The 17,933-nt window shown below is 53.5% G+C and carries 14 protein-coding genes and 1 tRNA gene; 13 read left to right on the top strand and 2 right to left on the bottom strand.

Features of this window, described 5'->3' with window-relative positions:
• The first annotated feature begins 618 nt into the window (after positions 1 to 618).
• From JE47_RS0101670 to JE47_RS0101710, 9 genes are all read left to right on the top strand, one after another.
• Positions 619 to 1,362, top strand: a complete 744-nt coding sequence (locus JE47_RS0101670; protein WP_031458096.1) for a sugar transferase — start codon at positions 619 to 621, stop codon at positions 1,360 to 1,362.
• Between the two features lie 12 nt (positions 1,363 to 1,374).
• Positions 1,375 to 2,895 (top strand): WecB/TagA/CpsF family glycosyltransferase, encoded by a 1,521-nt coding sequence (locus tag JE47_RS0101675; protein ID WP_031458097.1) that lies wholly within the window; start codon positions 1,375 to 1,377, stop codon positions 2,893 to 2,895.
• A 4-nt stretch (positions 2,896 to 2,899) separates the two neighbouring features.
• Positions 2,900 to 4,603: a sugar transferase gene (locus tag JE47_RS0101680; protein ID WP_031458098.1), complete on the top strand. Its 1,704-nt coding sequence runs from the start codon at positions 2,900 to 2,902 to the stop codon at positions 4,601 to 4,603.
• A 53-nt stretch (positions 4,604 to 4,656) separates the two neighbouring features.
• Entirely contained in the window at positions 4,657 to 4,995 is a 339-nt protein-coding gene (locus JE47_RS0101685; protein WP_031458099.1) for an STAS domain-containing protein, read from the top strand.
• The gene (locus tag JE47_RS0101690) at positions 4,988 to 6,529 is read left to right on the top strand and encodes a PP2C family protein-serine/threonine phosphatase (RefSeq protein WP_152555980.1); all 1,542 of its coding nucleotides are present in this window, start codon (positions 4,988 to 4,990) and stop codon (positions 6,527 to 6,529) included. The genes JE47_RS0101685 and JE47_RS0101690 overlap by 8 nt, the downstream gene beginning before the upstream one ends.
• Positions 6,526 to 6,975 (top strand): ATP-binding protein, encoded by a 450-nt coding sequence (locus JE47_RS0101695; protein ID WP_031458101.1) that lies wholly within the window; start codon positions 6,526 to 6,528, stop codon positions 6,973 to 6,975. The genes JE47_RS0101690 and JE47_RS0101695 overlap by 4 nt, the downstream gene beginning before the upstream one ends.
• Entirely contained in the window at positions 6,972 to 7,358 is a 387-nt protein-coding gene (locus tag JE47_RS0101700; protein WP_031458102.1) for a response regulator, read from the top strand. The genes JE47_RS0101695 and JE47_RS0101700 overlap by 4 nt, the downstream gene beginning before the upstream one ends.
• Positions 7,359 to 7,528: 170 nt before the next feature.
• A complete protein-coding gene (locus JE47_RS0101705; RefSeq protein WP_031458103.1) occupies positions 7,529 to 8,497 on the top strand; it encodes a glycosyltransferase family 2 protein in 969 nt (322 codons plus the stop codon).
• Entirely contained in the window at positions 8,494 to 10,035 is a 1,542-nt protein-coding gene (locus tag JE47_RS0101710) for a flippase (protein ID WP_031458104.1), read from the top strand. The genes JE47_RS0101705 and JE47_RS0101710 overlap by 4 nt, the downstream gene beginning before the upstream one ends.
• A gap of 324 nt (positions 10,036 to 10,359) precedes the next feature.
• Here the strand turns inward: JE47_RS0101710 and JE47_RS0101715 are convergent, their stop codons facing one another.
• Entirely contained in the window at positions 10,360 to 11,721 is a 1,362-nt protein-coding gene (locus JE47_RS0101715; RefSeq protein WP_031458105.1) for an MFS transporter, read from the bottom strand.
• 165 nt (positions 11,722 to 11,886) lie between these two features.
• Between JE47_RS0101715 and JE47_RS0101720 the strand changes: the two genes are divergently transcribed.
• Together JE47_RS0101720 and JE47_RS0101725 are read left to right on the top strand one after the other, a co-directional pair.
• Complete coding sequence (locus JE47_RS0101720; protein ID WP_031458106.1) at positions 11,887 to 12,438, top strand: CvpA family protein; 552 nt, start codon at positions 11,887 to 11,889, stop codon at positions 12,436 to 12,438.
• 81 nt (positions 12,439 to 12,519) lie between these two features.
• Positions 12,520 to 14,976 (top strand): endonuclease MutS2, encoded by a 2,457-nt coding sequence (locus JE47_RS0101725; protein ID WP_031458107.1) that lies wholly within the window; start codon positions 12,520 to 12,522, stop codon positions 14,974 to 14,976.
• A gap of 149 nt (positions 14,977 to 15,125) precedes the next feature.
• Here JE47_RS0101725 and JE47_RS0101735 read toward each other — a convergent pair.
• A tRNA-Lys gene (locus JE47_RS0101735) sits at positions 15,126 to 15,201 on the bottom strand.
• Between the two features lie 108 nt (positions 15,202 to 15,309).
• On the opposite strand from JE47_RS0101735, the gene JE47_RS0101740 reads away from it, so the two are divergent.
• Complete coding sequence (locus JE47_RS0101740) at positions 15,310 to 17,217, top strand: VanW family protein (protein ID WP_031458108.1); 1,908 nt, start codon at positions 15,310 to 15,312, stop codon at positions 17,215 to 17,217.
• A gap of 57 nt (positions 17,218 to 17,274) precedes the next feature.
• Entirely contained in the window at positions 17,275 to 17,922 is a 648-nt protein-coding gene (locus tag JE47_RS0101745) for a TIGR04282 family arsenosugar biosynthesis glycosyltransferase (protein ID WP_236631102.1), read from the top strand.
• Positions 17,923 to 17,933: the final 11 nt, after the last annotated feature.

A 17,933-nucleotide genomic window follows, 5' to 3' on the forward strand; every position in this document is an offset into this window, starting at 1 on the left:
AGGCAAACGCACGATTGTTGCAGATAACGTTTTTGTCAATTGAGCGGATAGAGATGATGACAGTTTCCACGCTCGAGCACGTTAGTAGAAGAAGATTAAGCAGGGCGCAGCGCTGCTGCGCTCGTACATCCATCGATGTATTCCATCCGTTGGACTGTGAGACGATGTGCGGATAAGCACTTAGTTGAAACGGAGTTTCCAGCGTCTTTAGAACCTTACCTGGATGCGCTGGGTACGCGGGCCTCTGGCCCGCATGGTGAGTACCGCGCCAGAAATCACCTTTCGTTGTTATCGTTACTACCTGGTAGAGATAGATTAGGGGCCTATCCGAAATATCCTGTCGCAGAATGAAGATCGATCGGGGACAGCGGCGCTGTCCCGTCTATCCATATGATGGATTCCATCCGTTGAACCATGAGGCGGGGATTCGGATAGGCACTGAGTGAGCAACCACCCATCGTATGTCTGTGCATATAATAATAGATATACCTGCGTTTATCTCTGTGAGGACGATTTCGCGAGTGACATATTCTTCACGCTTTTTCAAATCACTGTAAGGATTTTGTTCGCACGATCGTGTATAGTGTTAGCGAATGTAGACTCAGAGAGGTGATTTCCATGAGCACTCCGAAATCGAGCCAGACGAATCCTGATGTGAAAAGTCAACGCATGGTTGCTATCTTTGCCGAACGCCGCTTTCAGCGTACCCGCGCCAATCAACGTCTACGTTTAGCCTTATCGTGGTGGGTCATACGTACCAAGCTGATGTCGAGCCTCAAGCGCGTGTTAGATGTTACAGTGGCAATTATTGCTATCATTTTAACCGCGCCGATTATGCTGATCACCGCAATCCTCATCAAACTCGAATCGCCGGGGCCGGTCATCTTTAAGCAGGTACGGGTTGGCAAGGATGGTGAACATTTTTATTGCTACAAATTCCGCTCGATGTACGTCGATGCTGAACAACGGCTGCGTGAACTACAAGCTAAAAATGAAGCCGATGGGCCGGTCTTTAAGATGAAACGCGATCCCCGTGTGACACGGGTGGGTCGGGTTATTCGCAAGCTGAGCATCGACGAACTCCCCCAGCTCTTCAACGTATTGAAAGGTGAGATGAGCCTGGTAGGTCCACGCCCTGCCTTGCCCAGTGAGGTAGCCAAATATACCTACGAGCAGATTGGGCGGCTCCATGCCATTCCCGGTATCACCGGCTTACAACAGGTATCTGGGCGTAGTGATCTTGATTTTAAGCGCTGGGTCGAACTCGATTTGCAATACATTGCTGAACAAAGTATCTGGAAGGATATTGAAATTTTGTTACGTACCATCCCGGCAGTCATCCTCGGTCGTGGTGCATACTGAGAGAATACGATCATGCGTAAACTTTTGGTGATACTGGGTGTGCCGATCGACAATCTGACAATGGCTGAAGCGCTGGATCGGTGTGATGAGTTTATCGCCGAAGGACGGGCTACCGGTCGTCTCCATCAGATTGCGACAGTGAATGCCGATTTCGTTGTTAATGCGCTGCACGATCCGGAGCTACGTCGTATTTTGCAAGAGGCCGATATGGCAACTGCCGATGGCATGCCATTGGTCTGGGCTTCGCGACTGTTGGGTGGGCCGTTGCCCGGTCGTGTTACCGGCGCCGATATGGTACCGGCGCTGGCTGAACGAGCTGCTCAGCGTGGTTATTCCATCTTCTTTCTCGGCGCTCGCGAGGGTGTTGCGGCGAAAGCTGCGGCGATCTTACAAGAACGTTATCCAGGTCTGCGCGTTGCCGGTGTGTTATCGCCGCCACCTAGCTCGGTACTGGAAATGGATCGCTCGGTGGTTGAAACTGTCAAGGCAGCCAACCCTGATATTTTGTTGGTCGCATTCGGTAACCCCAAGCAAGAGAAATGGATTCGGATGTACGCCCACGAGTTGCGTGTACCGATAGCGATTGGGGTTGGCGGGACATTCGATATGATTGTCGGTGTCACCAAACGAGCACCACTCTGGATGCAACGCATTGGTTTAGAGTGGGTGTATCGCCTGATTCAGGAACCGCGTCGGTTGTGGAAGCGATACGTCCATGATTTTGTGTATTTCGGCTATTTCTTCTTCCGCCAATGGTGGGCCATGCAACGAGGAAGCGCACTGAGCATGGTTCCGATCGCGTCTAAGGCGGAACCGGCAGATGCCGCTCCGCCGCCACCGCCACCTCCATTCCCGTGGCCGGTGCTGACTGTCGGGAATCGGCTTGATGTCAGCAATCTCGACCCATTTACCCAAGAAGCCTATCGCCTGCTGGCTACTCATCAGTATGTAATTCTCGACCTGAGCATGACCCAGTTCCTCGACAGTTCAGCCCTGGGCGCACTGGTAGGATTAGCCAAACGTGCGCGCTCGAACGGTGGCGAAATCTTCTTGTTGAATGTGCAAGAACCGATTTTACGCCTCCTTGATTTGCTGAAACTGGATCGGTTCTTTGAACAATTCCCCGATCTTACAGCAATCACCCAACGGATCGAGCAGTCAAAACCGGTCTCCACCACGTCGTCTACAACAATTCACGGCTGGACGATCTTTCCCGCCCCGCGTTTGTTCGATGCAGCAACGGCAGACTCCTTTCTCAGTCAAGCTAGCGAGGCCATCAAACAGGGTAAACTGCTCGTCATCGACTGCACCGGAACGACATTTATGGCTAGCGCCGGGATGGCTGCTCTGGTCAAACTCGACCGTCTGGCCCGCGAACAAAATAGCGCACTGCGCATTGCCGGTTGTAACCACGACGTGCTACGGACGCTCCAGTTGGTACGTCTCGATCAGGTCCTATCGATCTTTCCCGATGTAACAGCCGCAACAACGGCGCCACTGCACAAGAACCATGTGACTGCTGAAGGAGACTGAGGCGATGACCATTGCCTTTCTCATCGCAACTGCTGAAGATCGCCGGTTACCACCATTAACCGATGTCCTGCCCGATGTTTTATTGCCGATTGTCGACCGACCGGTCATGGCGACTACGATTGAAATTCTGGCCCGTGCCGGTATCAAGCGCATTCTTGTCGCATTACACGAACAGACTGCACCGATTACCGCAACGTTTGGCAGCGGGAAACGTTGGGGGGTTGAGATTGAATATGTATCGTTGAATGAGGCCTGGGCTGATGGTGGGGCACTACGCTGGGCAGCGCCGTTGATTCAGGAAACGTGTCTGGTATTACCCGGAAATGCGATTATCGACCTCTCGATTGAGGCAGCGCTCGATCATCATCAGCGTCATGGTGCTATGCTGACAGTGATCACCCATGCTCCCCATACGCATCAGCACACGCCATACGCTGTTGTTGATGCCCAAGGACAGATCAGCGCGGTAGTTTCCCAACCCGACTCAACGGAGGCCGTGGCGCTAACTGATGCCTACATTGTTGAGCCGTCGCTCCTCGAACAGATTCCCCTCCGCAATCGCTATTGCATTGCCACCGACCTGATTCCTCATCTCATTGCCCAACACATACCGGTTCACAACTTTACCTTCAGTGGCTACTGGAATCCGCTCACCACACTGGCCGATTATTACGCCGCTCAGCAGGTGTTCCTGTACAGCGCCTACCGCACTACCGATCCCACGGTTACAGAGGGGCCAGGCGAAACAGTACGCTACCCTTCAATTAGCGGGCGTAAAATTGCACCAGGTATTTGGGTCGGCCGTAACGACTCGATTCATCCCAGTGTTCGGATTGCCCCACCGCTGTACATCGGCGATAACTGCTGGATCGGGCGTGATGCCGAACTGGGACCGGGCACGATCATCGGCGCCGGCTGCATGATCGATGATGAAGCCACGGTCACTGCCAGTACGATCTGGGCCGACACGTATGTTGGTCAACTGGTCAACATCAACCAGCGTATCGTTTACCCTGGGGTCATCGTTGATCCGATCACTGCCGAGCAGACAGTCATCGTCGATGCGTTCTTGATCGGACGGGTATCGGCGGTAACGGCTAGTGTTAGTAGGGTTGCTGGTCTCCTTAACCGGATAGGAGCACTGGTATTGTTGATTCTGCTAAGCCCCCTACTCATACTCACCGGAATCCTGGCTACCATTGCCAGTGGTGGGCGCCCCCTCATCGGGTTACCGCGAATTGGCGAGCGTATACTGCTATCGAACGGTCAAACAACATTACGGCCATTAACCCTCTGGCATTGGCGCACACGCCACGCTGACGGACGCTACCTGTGGTTTGGGAGATGGCTGGAAGCGTATGAATTTCACCGTTTGCCAGAGTTATTCAACGTACTGCGTGGTGATCTCCAACTCGTAGGGGTCAAACCACTCACACCCAATGAAGCAGCCCTCTTGCAGGAAGAATGGCAACAACGACGCCACGAGGTTCCCCCCGGTGTCACAGGCTTGTGGTACATTCAGGATTCCTCTGGCAATCTCGATGCCGTTGTCATTGCCGATGTATACTATAGTGCAACCCGATCGTGGCGAAGCGACCTCAGCCTATTGCTACGTACACCGTTAGCCTGGTTACGCCGGATTAGGCAAAACAACAAACCCGTCGGTCAATCGTTGAGCGTTGATCTTTCGCCGCCATCCGGCGGATAAGGAAAGCTGCCATAAGCGATCACCCACTGCTTGCACTAAAGGAGGTTTTTAATATGGAAATGAAGCCACGAACAGTCGGGAATGTGGCTGTGCTCGCAATAGAAGGACGGTTCGACGCCAATACTGCCCCTGCCGTTCAACAATGGCTAGAACAAGCAACGGCGGCACCTGGTGCACGGGTACTGGTTGATCTTTCAGAAACCACCTTTGTTGATTCAACAGCGCTGGCGACGCTGGTATCGGCGATGAAGCGATGTCAACAAGGCCAGGGCGCATTTGCCCTGTGCGGACTACGCCGTCCGGTCTTGATGATTTTTGAATTAACTCGGCTTGACAAAGCCTTCAACATCTTTGTGGACGCCGATCATGCCTTAGCTGTTTTAAATGCCTGAGAAACAAACTATGCTGGTCTCGGTGCTAAGCTCACAATATCCTCGCTTTCAGGCACTTGCTGAGGCCTGGCTGGCCCATGGCGCGCAGACCTTCGGCATCTACGAGCACGGTCGGCCGTTAGCCTGCTGGCCGGCAGGACAGCGTCTCCTCACACCTGATTTAACGGCTGCCATCTATCGTTACGATGAAGTGGTTGGTGAGTTGCGCCTGACCGGCTTGCGTAACGAAGCAGCGCGACAACGGCTCCAGGCAGAAGCCGCATTGATCAGCTATATTGTGCAGCTCGAATATGAGTTGCAATGCATGACCGCCGATCTGGTGACCAGTCAAGATCAGCAGTTGGCACTGTATCGCTTAACCCAAGCCATGCGTGATCTGGTAACCATCCGCGAGACCCTGCAAGCAGTCGTGAACGAGGCGTTACGGATGCTAAAGGGCAAGGCGGCTTTTGCTACATATATGTCCACAAATGGGAGTGAGCCGTTGGTTGTACACTCTCCTGATTGTCCATTGAGTCATGAGACTATCTGGCACTTGTACTGGCAGCTCCAAACTGAAGATCGCCCACTGCTCATCAGAAAAGAAGAAAGTGACACGCGATGGCCGCCGGGTATCAGAAATCTCCTATTGTTACCGATTCGGGTACGTGGCACGATCATGGCTTGCCTCGGTATTCTTGATCGGGTTGAAGGATTCGGGACACCAGAGCTGAAATTGGGACGAGCGATTGCCGACCATACCAGCGCCCAGATCGAACGCATCTTGCTCTACCAGGAGATGATCGAGCAGACCCGGTTACGCAGTGAAATGGATTTGGCACGACGGGTACAAACTGATCTCTTACCGCGCACCTTACCCATCGTCTCAGGATTGGATATCTACGCCTGCTCACGTCCGGCGCTCCAGGTTGGCGGTGATTTTTTTGATTTCATTCAGACACCCAACCATCCATTTATCTTTACGATTGGCGATCTCAGCGGAAAAGGCGTATCTGCAGCATTACTGATGTCGATGACGCGCACTGCCCTGCATAGCAAAGCTCAGTTCATGCCGTCACCAACACCGGCATCTGTGATGCGCCAGTCGAACGAAGACCTTTACAACGACTTTACACGGATCGGTGTCTTTGCAACAGTCTTCGTTGGTATGTACGATGACCGGAATCGTGAAATTGTCTATGCCAACGCCGGCCATGCACCAGTGATCTATCGCCCAGCCAACGGCAGCGCAACCTTGCTGTTAGCCGACAACACCGCGATAGGTATCCTGCCCGTCAATAATTTTCAAAACCGTCATCTGGCAATGAAGCCGGGTGATCTCCTTGTCGTCGCGACTGATGGCTTCCATGAGGCGCGCAACAGTGAAGACGAAATGTTTGGGATAGATCGTTTATTGCATGCAGTAGACACGCTGGCCGAACAATCAGCACAGACAATCGCTGATGGGCTATTTCATGCAATTGATCAGTTTAGCGCCGGTCATCCGCAAGACGATGATCAAACCATTATCGTGATCAAAGGAGCCGCAACGTGAGCCTGCAACACAGTGAAGTGATCCGGCTCGATCTGCCGGCCCGCCATGCCTATCTACATTTGCTGAGTGAAACGATAGCCGAATTATTACGGCAGGCAGGTGCATCGAATGAAACTTTGGTCTACAATATACAATTGGCGGCGCATGAAGTCTGTACAAATATTGTCAGCCATGCCTATCGCAATCGTCAGCGTAATGAAGACCGAATTAACGTGACTCTTACGTTCCATCCACAACCACCTTGCCTGGAAATTGAGTTGCATGATAACGGCGAGACGTTTGATCCAGAACTGGTGCCACAACCAAATCTCAGCGAAGCCCAGATACACGGCTATGGTCTCTTCTTAATTCGCCACTTGATGGATCGCGTAATCTATACAGCGCGTTCCGATGGAAACTACTGGCACCTAGTGAAGTATCTGGAACCCGGGAGACCACAATTATGACAACGATTATGATTGTTGATGATTATGCACCCACGCATCGACTTATGAGCTTTGTGCTTGAACAACACGGCTATACGGTTATTACCGCCATCGACGGTGAACAAGCGTTAAGCCGTCTTTATACCCATACTGTTGATCTGGTTGTGACTGATCTCACCATGCCTCGTATGGACGGCATTGAGCTGGTTCGAGCAATCCGGGCCGATGAACGTTATACTCGCTTGCCGATCATTATGATTACCGGTACTGTCAAAGAACAAGACGAGGTAAAGGCAGCAGGTGTTGGGGTAAATGCCTTCCTCACCAAGCCGGTCGATTCGGATGACCTGGTCAACGAAGTTGATCGCTTGCTCCATCAGGAGTCCTCACGGTATGGAACGTAGCTTCGGCATATTCGATGGCGTGAGACTAGGAAACTTATCACCCGGAACGATAGAAAACAGCACGTGACGTTCTCGTTAACTCCAGATAGCCATACATTCAGCGAAGTGTTAACTTCCAGGCGTACACTGCCTCCGTCAATACGGGTACCGAGTAAGTGGGCAGCACATGTATGAATACGCTAACGGTTGATATTGTTATCTCAACGTATGGACGCGGCACGGCTATTGATGCCACCATCGCTAGTCTCCGTCAGAACACCTATCCCCACTTTACGCTCTGGGTGCTTGATCAGAGTGAAGACGACACGACCGAGCAATGTGTACGAACTCATGCTGAAACTGACGACCGGATTCGATACGTTCGACGGCCAGTCCGCGGTATCTCGGCAACCCGCAACGCTGGTGCAGCAATGGGCAATGCTCCGTACATTCTGTTTACCAATGATGATTGCGTCCTTGATTCCAACTGGATCAGTGCCCTGATCACAGAGTTACAAAACGAACAAATCTGGCTGGCCTTCGGCGCTGTCTTACCTGGACCACATTTGTCGAATCCTGATGAAATTGTTCTAGGCACCTGCAACGGCCTCCGTCGAATATTTCACCACAACTGGTTCAATTTAGGATTTGGTCATGGTCATAATATGGGTGCACGCCGTGAGGCCTTTGAGCGGCTCGGTGGTTTTGATGAACTAATCGGTGCCGGTGCGCCGCTGGGTGCCTGGGAGGAGCGTGATTTGGGATATCGCGCTTTGAAGGCAGGAGGTACGATTGTCTTCACTCCACACGCCATTGCCTACCATCACCACTGGCAGAGCTGGCACAGTGCTCGCCGCAGCTTTCGCGCTTACGGGATCGGTGCCGGCGCAGTTGCAGGCAAATATATGCGCTGCGGTGATCTCGGTGGAATAGTGATCTTGACTGAGTGGTTGTTTAGTCAGGGATTACGCCAGATTGCTTCAGGCATCTTCAAATGGCATCGTCGCGATAAAGTTTTGCTCGGTCTTGATCAGCTTTATTACCCGTTCGTTGGTTTACGCAAAAGCCTTGACTATCAAATTGATCGGGGAACGTGTTGTTATATCGCACCATACCGACTGAGTAACACCGATCGATCACACAAGGGAGTCGTACCGTGACTAGCGAGGTCTCGACCAATACACCGCCACCTTCACCAATCAGTGGGGCACGTATAGCGCGCAATGCTGGCGCTATGATGGCTGCCCAACTGTTGACCTGGGCAATGGCTTTCGTGGTTGCAATTTTTCAACCACGCATCCTGGGGCCATTAGCAATCGGACAGCTTTCGATTGCCTTCTCCATCTGGATGATTGTCGGTGTATTGATCACCTTCGGTATGGATACCTACCTGACCAAAGCAGTTGCCCGTGAGCCACAACGCACCGGTGTGCTGGTCGGTACCAGTTTGGTAGTACGGATCGGTCTGTGGCTCCTTGGCTGTCTAGCTGTATTTGGCTACGACCTGTTTGCCGTCAACGCCGATCCTACGCAAACCGCATTGATCTGGATCATCGGATTGATGACCCTCTTTTCGGTGTTGAGTGGCGGCCTCATCGCTACTCTCAATGGTCTCGAACAGGTTCATTATGTATCGCTGGTCACTGTTTTGAGCAAAATGGTGTTGACGGTTGTGAGCCTTGCCCTCCTGTTTGCCGGGTTCAATGTGATCTGGATCGGATGGGCGAACGTGCTGGCAGCGCTGGTTGCCTTCTTGGGTGATGCCTTTTTTCTCTTCCGCCAACACCGACCACGCTGGAGTATTGATCTGGCAGCCGCTGGCCTGATGCTCAATGTATCAAAACAGTATCTGGTTACTGCACTAACACTGATGGTCTATCAGCAGATTGACCGTTTATTCATCGCTCTGTTCGCCTCTACTGAAGCGGTTGGCTGGTACGGCACAGCCGTTAACCTCTTCGGAACACTCATGTTCTTTCCGATGGCAATTGGAACAGTCATTTTCCCCACGCTGACCCGTCGCTTTGCGGCCGGTCAAGAGCATCTGGCAATGGCCGCACGGCCGATTTTTAATATTATGCTGGCGCTGAGCATACCGATTGGACTAGGATTAGTTGCGATTGCCGAACCGGTTGCGTTGTTGCTGTACGGTGAAGCCTTCCGCCCCACCGGCGTCGTCCTGGCAGTGTTGGGGATCGTTTTGATCTGTACGTATCTTAATACCGTTCTGAGCCAGTTGTTGATTGCAGCCGATCGCACTGCGGCGCTCAATATCATTATGATTGCCGCCACGGTTGCAACGCTTCCTCTCGATGCAATCCTGGTACCTTGGACCAATCGAGTGTTTGCGAATGGCGCATTAGGTGGTGCCCTGGCTTACACGATTACCGAATTGGGCATCTTGATCGCAGCCATTAAAGTGCTGCCAAAAGGAACGCTCGGTGCCCAGAACTGGCGCGTGGGTGTGCTCACCGGTCTAGCCGGAGCTGGGATGCTGCTTGCCATCTGGTGGCTACGCGAGTCGACGTTCTTCTTCCTGGCCGTACCGTTAGGCGCAGCCGTGTATATCGGTCTGGTGTTGGCGTTTCGTGCCTTGCCTGACGACGATCTGACAATCATCAAAGAGGCGCTGAGTAAGTTGATTGCCCGCTTGCCCTTTATAGGTCGTAAGTTGAAACCAGCTCAACCTGAAGCGTAAGACTACCCCTGAATAAACATTCGCCTGTACCATCTTCAGGGGTTGTGCTGCAATGTGCGCCTGACTCCCCTGACATTCTTTTGCTTACCGTGTGGTAGAGAAAGAGAGGTTTTGCCACGCCAGGCAACAGTTTACCCTACACACCGCAAGTCGCACATCGGAGGCTTTTGCGGCTAGGGCAATAGCGTGGGTAAAGAGCATCACCAGCAAATGTGTGATGTTCGTCGGTTTCATTCCGTTTGTGAGCAATTCGGTCATCGTATCTAACCCGAAGCTGAGCACGTTGCACAAATCTTGGCGACGGTACGAAGTGAACTTCAGCGGCTACTCGCTGTCAGCCAACACTCGCCAGAAAGCGCCAACCATCACCACACGACCGAGCATTGTGCCGACAAACAAGACCGCCAAGTCTTTTATCAGGAGTGGCCCTAAATGTAGCAACGTACCGGTCATCGCCTGACCCAATACCCCACCAATCAATGCAGCGATCAACGTTCCCAATCCGGTGAGGAGGCTGAAGATCGCCACGGCAACCCCGCGTTGAGCAGCCGGTGCTCGTGCCATAAGCAGATTACTCAATCCTTGGTTGACGCCCAGCCAGAAGACTCCGGAAAAGATCGCAGTCAACCAGAGGGGCACAATATTTTCTGGCGTCGAGAGAACCCATCCCAATGGGAGCGGAACCGTCCCCAACACACAAGCAGTGACAACCCGTCGGTAGCCATAGCGATCCATCAACCACCCGACAAGAGGTGAAAAAATGAGGGCAACCGCACTGGTTACGATACCGGTCAAGGCCAGCAGCGAGAAATCAAGCTGGAGGGTTGTCAAACCGTAGGCGTTAAAGAATGGGGCAGCAACCCCGGTCACCAATGCCCAACCAGTAGCCAGGATGGCAAAATGCCGAAATGCAGCTTCACGAAGTGGATCAAAAAGGAACGAACCAATACCGCGCCAGTGTACCGGAGCGAGTGGAGGTTCGGGCTGACGAGCAATCAGCAGCGCTGCACCAAAGGCGGACAATACGGCAATCCCGAAGATCACGGCATACCCTTGTGCGGCGGCGCCTTGAACACGAAAATAATCCAGGATCAACCCCGCACCGTAGATGCTCACCATCGCACTGATTCCCGCCACGGTATTGCGCAAGCCGAAATAGCGCCCTCGTCGATCTGGAGGTACCAGATCGCTCATCCAGCTCAGCCAGGCATTACCGGCCATCCCGTTTAGCCCATACGAACAGCCCAAGGCGATGAAGAACACCGCAAGCTGCCACTCTGTTGGCCAACCGGTAAACGGCAGACAAAGTAGCAACGCCCAAATTGAACGGCCTGCCAGCGCCGAAAAGAGCACAATTGCCCGCCGATTTGCGAAACGTGCTTCGAGGTATGCGCTGAGAAACTGCATCAATTGACCGATAAACGGCAAAGCCCCCAGCAGACCAATTTGAAAATTGTTGGCTCCCAACAAAAGGGCAAATCCACTCAGGAAAACACTCCCACCAATTGCACCGGTAATGCTGATGTGGATATTCGCAACCGCTCCTTCCCAGATCGACAGGAGCAAACCTCGCTGTACTTCGGAGGGTGATAGTGGTTGGGGTGATACGGTAGTCTGTGTGGTCTCGGCGGACGCAACCTGCACACCAGAGGTCGCTGTCACGATTGTAGGATTGGTGCCGGTCATACATGAAACCTCATTTCACAAAAGGCTGCTGCCAACAGGCATTCAGCAATGAAAGCACAACGACGATATGCGACAGCTCATCCCTGTCAGAACGATATGCTATAATCGGCTTGCAGGTCTATACTGAAAAACTGGCAACTAGTATGAGCGCCGGGAGAAATTAACATGAACGTCATCGATCTCCTTTTTGTTGTGCTCTTCTTCGGCGCATTGGCCGTAGGATTCTTTCAGGGCACGATCCGACTAATCATTGTTATTCTCGCGTTCTACCTCGGTACCGTGTTGGCCAGTCTCTACTATCAAAGTCTGGCCGACATCTTCGTTCGCGAACTGGGTGGGCAGCGTTTCGTCAGTCAGTATGTCGCCTTTGCTCTCATCCATCTGTTCAGTTTTATTGTGCTGACATGGGTTGGTGTATATAGCTTTCGTTATGTACATACACCACACCATCTTGAAATGGTAGACCGTATCATCGGTACGGCATTGGGGGTGATTATCGGCGGCATGATTCTGGGATTATCGGCAGTACTCCTCTGGAATCTGTTTATTGTACGTGGTTTTGCTAATATTGATTACCCAATTACGCGATGGTTAGGAGGACAAATCGGCGCATCACTGATGTTACGCTTCTTCGCTAACGCTATCTTGCCCAGCCTGTATGAAATCATCGATCCATTCTTGCCGGACGCAGCACGCATCATTTTTCAAGTTCAATGATCCACCTGTAGCCCGATGGCAGACATCCGTTATCGGATTAGTCTGGAAGCGGAACAACATTTTACAGGTACGAGTGTTGGTATGTCGATCCCGGAATCTACGCTCATCACACTTGAATTCGACGTTATTCGCAGTCGTCTAGCGCAATATACCGCTTTTTCAGCCTCGCGTGAACTGGCCTTAAGTCTGACTCCAGCCACCGATCTGGCTGAAGTCCGCCGACGGCAGGCGCTTACGGCCGAGGCCCGCTTGTTGCTGGAAGAGTGGCCGGAGTTGAGCATCGGTGGTGCCCGCGATGTGCGACGGGCAGCGCTCCATGCTGCCCGCGGCGGTATTCTTGACGGAACGACCCTCCGTGAGGTGGCAACAACCTTGCAGAGTGCGGCGTTCGTCCGTCAACGGTTGAGTCGCCTCGATGCACGCTTTCCCCTCTTGATCGATCTGGCTCATACTCTACCGCCATTGCCGGCTTTGATTGACGCCATTGAGCGAGCAATCGACGAGGATGGTCAGGTTGTGGATAGCGCCAGCCCTACGCTTGCTCGGTTACGCCAGGAAGTCCGCGTCGCTTTTAACCGTTTGCAAGAGCGGCTGCAAAGTATGATCCATTCCAGTGCCCTGGCCGGTGCGCTTCAGGAACCAATTATCACGGTACGCAATGGTCGCTATGTGATTCCGGTGAAGGCCAGCCATCGCCGTGAAGTGCGCGGCCTGGTACACGATCAGTCGGGGTCGGGGGCTACGCTCTACATCGAGCCGCTAGCAATCGTCGAATTGAATAACCGCTGGCGTGAATTGCAGTCGGCTGAAGCCGAAGAGGTGCAGCGTATCCTGGCGACTTTATCAGAGCAGGTTGGTGCAGCAGCCAGTTTGATTAGTAGCACGATTGATACGCTGGCAAAGATTGATCTGGCTTTTGCATTGGCTCGTTATGCGATTGCTACGAACAGTACCGCCCCACAGATCGTAGACTGGCGACCCGATAACCCACCATCTCCCGAGCCGCCGTTGTACCTAACCGGCGCCCGCCATCCATTGCTCCCCGCTGAGAAGGTCGTACCAATCGATCTCTGGCTGGGAGGTGAGTTCTCATTGTTGCTGATCACCGGCCCTAATACCGGTGGCAAAACAGTGGCGCTGAAAACGACCGGCCTGCTCGCGCTGATGGCACAAGCCGGTATGCAGATACCTGCGGCGCAACCGTCGCGTTTGCCGGTCTTTCAATACATTTTTGCCGACATTGGCGACGAGCAGAGCATCGAACAGAGTCTGAGTACCTTCTCGTCGCATATGGCAAATATCATTCGTGTGCTGAATACACTGGCAAACGCTCAACAGGAACCGGTCATCAGCGACGATCATAAACTATTCGCGCATCATCGACCGGCAGCACTGGTACTCTTCGACGAGCTAGGCGCCGGTACCGATCCGGTTGAGGGTGCTGCCCTGGCGCGAGCGATCATTGGCCGCCTGCTCGAATTGGGGGTGTTGGGCATTGCGACCACGCATTACGCTGAATTAAAGGCATTTGCGTATGCTACGCCGGGTGTTCAGAACGCCTCGGTTGAGTTTGATGTCGAAACCCTGGCGCCCACCTATCGCTTGAATATCGGCATCCCTGGTCGTTCAAACGCGCTGGCAATTGCAGCACGGTTAGGGCTAGACCCGGTACTCATTGAACAGGCCCGGTCATACATTGACCGCAAAGAGGCACAGGTTGAAGACTTGCTGGCCGGGATTCAGCGTGAACGGGCTGCTACTGCTGCTGAACTGCAACGCGCTGAAGAGCTACGGATCGACGCCGAGCGCTATCGTGATCGGTTGGCTGCTGAACAACAGGCCTTTGCTGCCGAACGCGAAGCGGCACTCGCTGCTGTACGTCAAGAGATTGAAGCTGAACTGCGCGAGGTACGACAGCAATTACGGCGGTTACGCGAAGAGTTCCGTACCGTGAACCTGTCGCGTCAGTGGCTGGAAGAAGCAGAGAAACGGCTGGCGGCCACGGCTGAACAGGCGCAGAAGGCGATAGATCACCTGCGTCAGCAGGCAACGCCGGTAGCGCCATCGCTAACTGAACGACCACTTCGCGTTGGCGATGTAGTACATGTCGCTTCAATCGGGCTGAGCGGCGAGATCGTTGCCATCGATGAGGAAGACAATACGGCTACCGTGCAAGTAGGCGGCTTCCGCATGACCGTCAACCGTAACGAATTGAAACCTGCCAAGGGGCAGTCTGCAACCGATCAACGCTTTACGCCATCGCAACGAGACGTTCAGCTTCCCGCACCACCCGATGTATCAATGACCTTTGACATACGCGGCTGGCGGGCGTCGGAAGTAAGTACCCGCCTAGATCGCTATCTCAACGACGCTTATCTCGCCGGTCTGCATCAAGTCCGTTTGATTCACGGCAAAGGTACCGGCGCCTTACGACAGGTTGTACGTGAACTTCTTGCCAGTCATCCGCTGGTGGCCTCGTTTAGTAGCGGTGATCGCGACGGTGGCGATGGCATAACGATTGCGACCCTGGTTGATTAGAAACGAACCTCACCGAACAGCGGTTTGTACAGATTGAGACGCCGTGGCATAGTCGTTCATCGGCGTCTTATTGTGCATCCAAGCGCAGCGCAACCCAGTTCAAAGTCACCGCTTGAATCAAAAACACCGGTTCAGCACCGGTGTCATAGTGGTGGGCCCCGTGGGACTCGAACCCACAACCGATTGATTAAGAGTCAACTGCTCTGCCAATTGAGCTAGAGGCCCGCTGAAAATATACAACAACCCTGGCAAATTGTCAAACCGGTCACTTGTCGTAATGAGCGGGATTTTGTACAATGGCCGTGTCTCACAATGAGCCGGGTAAATAATCCTATGCCGAACGATCGCTATTACCAGGAATATGGTCCTATCTATCGCCGCCGGGTCAGGCAAGGTCTCACCTCTGCTGATGAAGAACGAACTCCGGAAGCGCCACGCCGACCGCGAACGCGCCGACCGCTACGTCATCGGCGACGTACACCGCTATGGGTCTGGTTTGTGATCGTTGGGTTTTGCTTCGTCGGGTTTCCCCTCGGCATGATCTACGCGATTGATATCATATACCCTGAGACCATCTTGCCGGGGGTTTCGATACGGGGTGAACCGGTCGGCGGCTATTCGCGGGCCGATCTCATTATCGAATTACGCCGGCGCTATCGTGCGTTTGAACAGCGACCGGTCACGCTTACGTTTCGTGATCGAAGCTGGCAACCAACCCTCACCGATTTGGGAGTTACATTCGATATCGAACAGCTCGTGAATAACGCTTTTACCCTTGGACGCAGCGGCGATCCGTTTACTCGTGCGTATGAACTCTGGCTGCTCTGGCGCGAAGGTATCGATCTGACACCCCGCCTGACCGTCGATCTCGCCCAGACTCAGCGTTATTTACTAGGTCTGGCTCCGCACATTGAGCAGATACCGACCGATGCTGTCCTCAGCCTGGCCGATGCCCGCGTCGTTGGTCAACCCAGTCGGCCTGGCACGCAACTGTTGGTCGATGCCACAGCAAATGATGTGCTGCTGGCAATCCGGCAATTGCAGCCCCAGACCGTCGTGATGCGTACTCGTCAGCTCACGCCTCTGATTGATGACACCGATCTGGTGATTGCCCAACAGATTGCCACACAGTTACTGCGCAGCCCTCTCGAACTAAAGGTAGCAGACCAAACGATCATCTGGACACCAGAACGTCTGGCTGAATTACTCCAGGCGACTCCCATTGAGGGTCGGTTGGCGATTCAGGTACATTCCGAACGCCTGAACCGTGCGGTGGAAGGATTAGCGCAAGTTATCGATTCCGGAACGGCTGAACCACGACTGCGTTTCAGCGATGGACGACTGCGCATTGTTGCTGAAGGACAGGCCGGACGACGGCTGCGCCAGGCTGAGGCGGTAACGGCAATCACCAACCTTCTTACGCAACCATCACCGATCACGCGCACGCTTGTCTTACCGATTGAACAGATCGAACCCCACATTACCGCCGAAACGCTCGATAGTCTTGGCATTGTCGAACTGGTTGCTGAAGGACGCAGCAGTTTTGCCGGTTCAGCACCGTATCGAATTACCAACATTCGCGCCGGCGCCGCCCGTATGAATGGTGTGCTCATTGCACCAGGTGAAGAATTTTCTTTCAATCGCCAGTTAGGCGAAGTGAACGCGGAAAATGGTTTTGTCGAGGGTTACGCGATTATCGGCAATCGAACCCAACTCGAATGGGGCGGGGGAGTATGTCAGGTAAGTACAACCGTGTTCCGGGCCGCCTTCTGGGCCGGCCTTCCGATTACCGAACGTCACGCGCATTCGTTCTACATCAGTTGGTACGACCGCTTTGGTCTCGGCCCTAACGGCGATGGTCAGGGTCTCGATGCGGCTATATTCACCGGCGTACAAGACCTCAAGTTCGTGAACGACACTGGTCACTGGCTGTTGATGCAGACCAGTATTGACGAGCAAGCGCAGGTATTGGTCGTCCAACTGTACGGCACTCGTCCCAAGCGAGAGGTGCGGATCGAAGGCCCAATCATTGCTAACGAGGTGCGAGCGCCGAGCGAGCCGGTGTACATCGATGATCCCTCGTTACCACGCGGTACGTTGCGCCAGACCGATGTCGCACGCAGTGGTCGTGAGGTTTCAATCTATCGCATCGTGACCAACGCTAATGGTCAAGAACGACGCGAGTTATTCTTTACCCGCTTTCGACCCTGGCCCAATATCTTTGTTCGTGGCACGAGATGAAGAGCAGCAACTGTGATGAATCCTTCTACCGTACAACTTAACAGGAGCAGCCATAACTTGCCAGTTCTTGTGATGATGGCGCGCCGGCCTGAAGCCGGGAGGGTCAAAACTCGTCTTTGCCCACCACTGACCCCAGAGCAGGCAGTGATGCTTTATACGGCCTTCTTGCACGATCTGGTTGAATTGTTACGTCGTATACCGGCAGTGCACCTTCTTATTGCGTACACCCCAGACACGGCTGGCGATTATTTTGCTGCACTTGCCCCCGACATTGCCCGCCGTCCTCAGCGTGGTATCGATCTGAGCGCAAGGCTCGCTACTATCACTACCGATCTCTTCGACGAAGGCGCGCCGGCGGTCGTCGTCATTGGAAGCGATAGCCCGGCACTCCCGGCGGCATCCATCGAAGAGGCCTGTGCCGCCTTGACGAACGGCGCCGATCTGGTGTTAGGGCCAGCCGATGATGGTGGCTACTATCTGGTGGGCTTACGTCAATCAATGCCGGTCTTGTTCACCAACGTTGTTATGAGCACAGCCACGGTATTGCACGATACGCTGGTGATCGCCGAACAACTTGGTCTGCGTACCACCCTGCTTGCTCCGTGGTACGATGTTGATACATTTGCCGATCTCAAACGGCTATACGACGATCCGGCGCCATTGCCGCATACACGCCCCTTGCTCAACCGGATTTTCGGGACATGAGAAGAACATTG

This window comes from Chloroflexus sp. MS-G, assembly GCF_000735195.1.
Classification (GTDB): domain Bacteria; phylum Chloroflexota; class Chloroflexia; order Chloroflexales; family Chloroflexaceae; genus Chloroflexus.

Coding starts and splice junctions, on each gene's coding strand:
- JE47_RS0101670 (WP_031458096.1), top strand. CDS start 619: ATGAGCACTCCGAAATCGAGCCAGACGAATCCTGATGTGAAAAGTCAA.
- JE47_RS0101675 (WP_031458097.1), top strand. CDS start 1,375: ATGCGTAAACTTTTGGTGATACTGGGTGTGCCGATCGACAATCTGACA.
- JE47_RS0101680 (WP_031458098.1), top strand. CDS start 2,900: ATGACCATTGCCTTTCTCATCGCAACTGCTGAAGATCGCCGGTTACCA.
- JE47_RS0101685 (WP_031458099.1), top strand. CDS start 4,657: ATGGAAATGAAGCCACGAACAGTCGGGAATGTGGCTGTGCTCGCAATA.
- JE47_RS0101690 (WP_152555980.1), top strand. CDS start 4,988: ATGCCTGAGAAACAAACTATGCTGGTCTCGGTGCTAAGCTCACAATAT.
- JE47_RS0101700 (WP_031458102.1), top strand. CDS start 6,972: ATGACAACGATTATGATTGTTGATGATTATGCACCCACGCATCGACTT.
- JE47_RS0101705 (WP_031458103.1), top strand. CDS start 7,529: ATGAATACGCTAACGGTTGATATTGTTATCTCAACGTATGGACGCGGC.
- JE47_RS0101715 (WP_031458105.1), bottom strand. CDS start 11,721: ATGACCGGCACCAATCCTACAATCGTGACAGCGACCTCTGGTGTGCAG.
- JE47_RS0101720 (WP_031458106.1), top strand. CDS start 11,887: ATGAACGTCATCGATCTCCTTTTTGTTGTGCTCTTCTTCGGCGCATTG.
- JE47_RS0101725 (WP_031458107.1), top strand. CDS start 12,520: ATGTCGATCCCGGAATCTACGCTCATCACACTTGAATTCGACGTTATT.
- JE47_RS0101740 (WP_031458108.1), top strand. CDS start 15,310: ATGCCGAACGATCGCTATTACCAGGAATATGGTCCTATCTATCGCCGC.